Genomic DNA, 4,040 nt, shown 5'->3' with positions numbered 1-4,040 from the left:
ACCCCGAGCGCGGGTGCGCCCCGGATCTCCAGGCGCCGGATGGCGGTTGCGAGCCGGTCGATGCTCCGGCACTCGACAATTGTGTACTCCCCCGGCAGGAGCGTCTGCTCGATATAGCAGAGACAGTCTTTCCCGCTGTCCCACCAGAGCGTTGGCGAGGTGTCCACTTACTGCCCCACCCTGATTGTGTTGATCCATGCCCGCATTGCCGCAGCCTGGCCTGAGGCCACACTATCCGGAATATCCCGGGGAGCCGTTGCTGTCCCGGCCACGTAGATCCCCGGCCGGAGCGTTGTTATCGTATCAACGGCGTCGTTCACCGGCCGGATAAACCCGTTCTCTTCGCAGGTGATCCCCAATTTCTCCGCAAGGGCCGGCCCGGCCTCGGCAGGACGGATGCCAACCGAGAGGACCACGAGGTCCGGGTGGAGGACCTGGACTTCTCCCGTCTCGGAGTTCTCGACCTGGAGGATCATGCCGCTCTCTTTTGCGTCAGGGATCACATCCGAGGGCATGCCCCGGAGGAACCGGACCCCCAGCGACTTCGCCCGCTCGAAGTATTCCTCGTACCCCTTGCCGTACGCCCGGATATCCATGTAACAGATGGTGACGTCCGTCTCCCTGTGCTTCTCCTTGATCAGGATCGCGTTCTTTAAGGCCTGCATGCAGCAGACACAGGAGCACGAAGGACACCCGATGGTCACGTCGCGGGAGCCCACGCACTGGATAAAGACAATGGACTGCGGTTCCCTGCCATCGCTCAGGCGCCGGATCTTCCCTCCGGTCGGGCCGCCGGCATTGATCATCCGTTCGAGTTCGAGGCTGGTGATGACATCGGGGAGCCGGAGGTAGTTGAAGGGCGTCTTCTTCCGGGCATCGAAGACATCGTAGCCAGTCGTGACGATGATGCTTGCCGCATCCACGACGAGGGTGGTCTCCTCGTCCTTCCTTTTAATCGAACCCGGGCCGCAGACATCGTAGCAGAGCCCGCACTCAATGCAGTGCTCCTGGTCCTTGACCACGATATCCGGCACAGCCTGGGCGTGCGGCTTGTAGATTGCTTTCCGCACGCCAACGCCGGCATCGAACCGGTTGTACACCTCGACCGGGCAGATCTGGATGCAGTCCCCGCAGCCGGTGCAGGTGACTTCATCGATGTATCGCGGGTGTTTCTTTATCGTAACCCTGAAATGACCGGCATCTCCCTCGATCCGCTCGACCTCGGCACAGGTATGGATGCTGATGTTCTTGTGCCGGGACACGTCCACCATCTTGGGCGAGAGGATGCACATGGAGCAGTCGTTTGTGGGGAAGGTCTTGTCCAACTGCGCCATGTGCCCGCCAATGGAGGGCTCGCGCTCGACAAGGTCTACGTGGATGCCATGGCCGGCAATATCAAGGGCTGCCTGAATGCCGGCAACCCCGGCGCCGATGACGACGATGTTAGCCATGGCGGGCGTACTCTCCGGCGAGTTCGGCATAGGATGCGGCATTCTTCAGGATGTGCTGCTGCTGCTCGTCGCTGGCCTGCTTGACGATCTTTCCGGGAACTCCGACAACAACCGACCGTTCCGGGACTTTCATGCCCTCCTTTACCACCGCGCCGGCACCGATGACCGATCCTTCCCCGATGGTTGCCCCGTTCAGGACGATCGCACCCATGCCGACAAGTACGCGGTTGCCGATTGTGCAGCCGTGCAGGATGGCCCCGTGGCCGACCGAGACGTCGCAGCCGATAAGGACCGGAAATCCCTTGCTGGTGTGGACCACGCAGTTGTCCTGGATATTGGAGCGGTCGCCGATCACGATCCGGTCCTTATCGGCACGGACCACAGCGCCGAACCAGATCCCGACGTCCGTTCCCAGCGTGACATCCCCCGTCACGGTTGCATTGCCGGCCTGGAAGAGAGCAACGCCGGAAATTTTCGCATCCATAGCCATAATAACATAGGAAATTAAGAATGGAGGAACATGAAGGTTATGGTAGGGGGTACGTTCGATCCCCTTCATGACGGCCACAAGCGCCTGCTGGACCGGTCGTTCGAGCTTGCCGGGCCCGGGGGGCATGTGGTGATCGGGCTCACCACGGACACCTTCGCGAGCCGGAAAGTCCACCCGACACGTTCGTTTGCCGAGCGGAACGCCGATCTTGAGGCATATATCGCATCAAAGGAGCATGCCGCCCAGTGGAATATCGAACCGTTAAACGACCGGTTCGGTTCGGCCGTTGACTCCGATTTTGATGCCATCGTGGTCTCCGAAGAGACGCTTCCGGTTGCTGTCGAGATCAACAAGGAACGCCGCGGGAAGGGCAGGCGGAAGGTCGACATCCACCAGATCACCTGCGTCCTTGCCGAAGACGGCCGCTGGATATCGAGCACGCGGATCTACCGTGGCGAGATCGATGTCCACGGGCATGTCCTGCACTAATGCAGGGAAGACAACAGGTTTTTCGTTTTTCTTAAAAGCCCGCCGTAAGGCTGGTAAAAAAAGAGATTATTTCCGGGATACCAGGACAGCGCCAATCAGCGCGATAACCGCTGCAAGGAGCGGGACTGCTGCTGAAAGGGGTGCCTTGGTGGCAGTAGGCTGTGCGACAGGTGCTTGTGTTGTTGCCACTGCTGCAGGCTGTTCTGTGGCTGCTGCGACAGGTGCCTCGGTGGTCACGACTGCGCTCGCCGGTGTGGAAGTTCCCGTCTTGTAGATGGTGTCAGTCCCGTACTGGTTGGCTACGGTAAGGCTGACATCGTAGGAACCCTCGCGCAGGTAGATATGGCGGGGGTTCTGTTCTGTCGAAGAGGTCCCGTCCCCGAAGTCCCAGCTCCAGGAGGTGGGCTTGTTGGACGAGAGGTCCGTGAACTCGACAATGAACGGGGCTTTGCCTACCTGGCGGTTAGCCTTGAATTCGGCTACCGGGGCAAGGGTAGTGGAGATGTAGTTGACCTTCGTGGTCGTGTCCGATCCGTCCTTGTTGGATGCTGTCAGGGTCACGGAGTAGATGCCAAGGGTCGTGTAGGTGTGCGTCGGGTTTTGCTCGGTTGAGCTTGCGCCATCGCCAAAGTCCCACTTCCATCCGGTCGGTGCATTCGTGGACTTGTCCGTGAACGCTACTGCCATGGGGGCTCCGCCCTTGGTCCGGTCAGCAACAAAGTCTGCCCTGGGGATGGAGAGGACGGTGATGTACTGGTTCTTCGTGCGCGTGTTGGTCTGGTAGGGGTTCGACGCAGTCAGCGTAACATCGTATACACCGGTTGCACGGTAGACCTTGTCGGGGTTCGGGCCGGTCCCGGTCGTACCGTCGCCAAAGTCCCATACCCAGTTGGTGGGGTTGCTGGTCGAGAGGTCAGTGAAACTGACAACCCGTCCTACGCCGACTGTTGTCTTGTCTGCAACAAAGTCAACGGCAACTCCGCCGCCGACCGTGATGAGGTCCTGCTTGACTGCAGTGTCGGAACCGAAGTTGTTCTTGACCGTGAGCGTAACGGTGTAGATGCCTTCCTTCATGTATACATGGGTCGGCTTCTGTTCCGTGGATGTTGACCCGTCACCGAAGTCCCAGTTCCAGGAGGTGGGCATGTTCGTTGACTGATCAACAAACTGCACGGTCTTGGGGACCGAGTACTGGGCATACGGGGTGGCTACCGGGTAGAAGTCTGCCTTCGGGGGCATACCGACGTTGACATACCCTTTCTTTATCTCGGTGTCCTTACCATTCTCGTTCCGTGCGGTCAGGGAGACCGTGTAGATCCCCTTCACCTGGTAGGAGTGGGAAGGGTTCTGGACAGTCGAGATTGCCGTGTCGCCAAAGTCCCAGGACCAGGCAGTCGGGGCGTGGCCGGACTTGTCCGTGAACTGGATCTTCTCGTTCGGGTTCACCTGGAGGGGTGAGCCGACGAACTCTGCATCAGGGACGCCGCCGCCGTTGATGATCTGGGTTGTTGAGGCTGTCTCGGTGCCACGGGTGAGCGTAAGTTTCACAGTATAAGTTCCCGCGGTCGAGAAGGTGTGGGACGGGTTCTGTGCGGTCGGGGTGATCCGGG

4 protein-coding genes are annotated in these 4,040 nt (G+C 59.9%); 1 reads left to right on the top strand and 3 read right to left on the bottom strand.

The genetic code is table 11. From position 1 onward, the window contains the following. Nucleotides 1–167 precede the first annotated feature (167 nt). Nucleotides 168–1,451, bottom strand: coding sequence for a CoB--CoM heterodisulfide reductase iron-sulfur subunit A family protein (locus CW742_RS08395; protein ID WP_292419061.1), 1,284 nt, complete (start codon nt 1,449–1,451; stop codon nt 168–170). Continuing rightward, complete coding sequence (locus CW742_RS08390; RefSeq protein WP_292419058.1) at nt 1,444–1,941, bottom strand: gamma carbonic anhydrase family protein; 498 nt, start codon at nt 1,939–1,941, stop codon at nt 1,444–1,446. The genes CW742_RS08395 and CW742_RS08390 overlap by 8 nt, the downstream gene beginning before the upstream one ends. Before the next feature lie 30 nt (nt 1,942–1,971). Between CW742_RS08390 and CW742_RS08385 the strand changes: the two genes are divergently transcribed. Beyond that, nucleotides 1,972–2,430, top strand: coding sequence for a phosphopantetheine adenylyltransferase (locus CW742_RS08385; protein ID WP_292419055.1), 459 nt, complete (start codon nt 1,972–1,974; stop codon nt 2,428–2,430). A 66-nt stretch (nt 2,431–2,496) separates the two neighbouring features. On the opposite strand, the gene CW742_RS08380 is transcribed toward CW742_RS08385, so the two are convergent. After that, on the bottom strand, nt 2,497–4,040 hold a 1,544-nt coding region (locus tag CW742_RS08380; RefSeq protein ID WP_292419053.1), incomplete at its 5' end, for a PKD domain-containing protein.

The sequence above is a fragment of the Methanoregula sp. genome (genome assembly GCF_002835825.1).
In the GTDB taxonomy this organism is placed as follows: domain Archaea; phylum Halobacteriota; class Methanomicrobia; order Methanomicrobiales; family Methanospirillaceae; genus Methanoregula.
Note: the sequence above shows the minus strand (reverse complement) of the source record. Positions and strands in the feature narration are given on the sequence as shown.

What these genes read in the sequence shown, in the direction of transcription:
- CW742_RS08395 (WP_292419061.1), bottom strand. Translation starts at nt 1,451, where the DNA reads ATGGCTAACATCGTCGTCATCGGCGCCGGGGTTGCCGGCATTCAGGCA.
- CW742_RS08390 (WP_292419058.1), bottom strand. Translation starts at nt 1,941, where the DNA reads ATGGCTATGGATGCGAAAATTTCCGGCGTTGCTCTCTTCCAGGCCGGC.
- CW742_RS08385 (WP_292419055.1), top strand. Translation starts at nt 1,972, where the DNA reads ATGAAGGTTATGGTAGGGGGTACGTTCGATCCCCTTCATGACGGCCAC.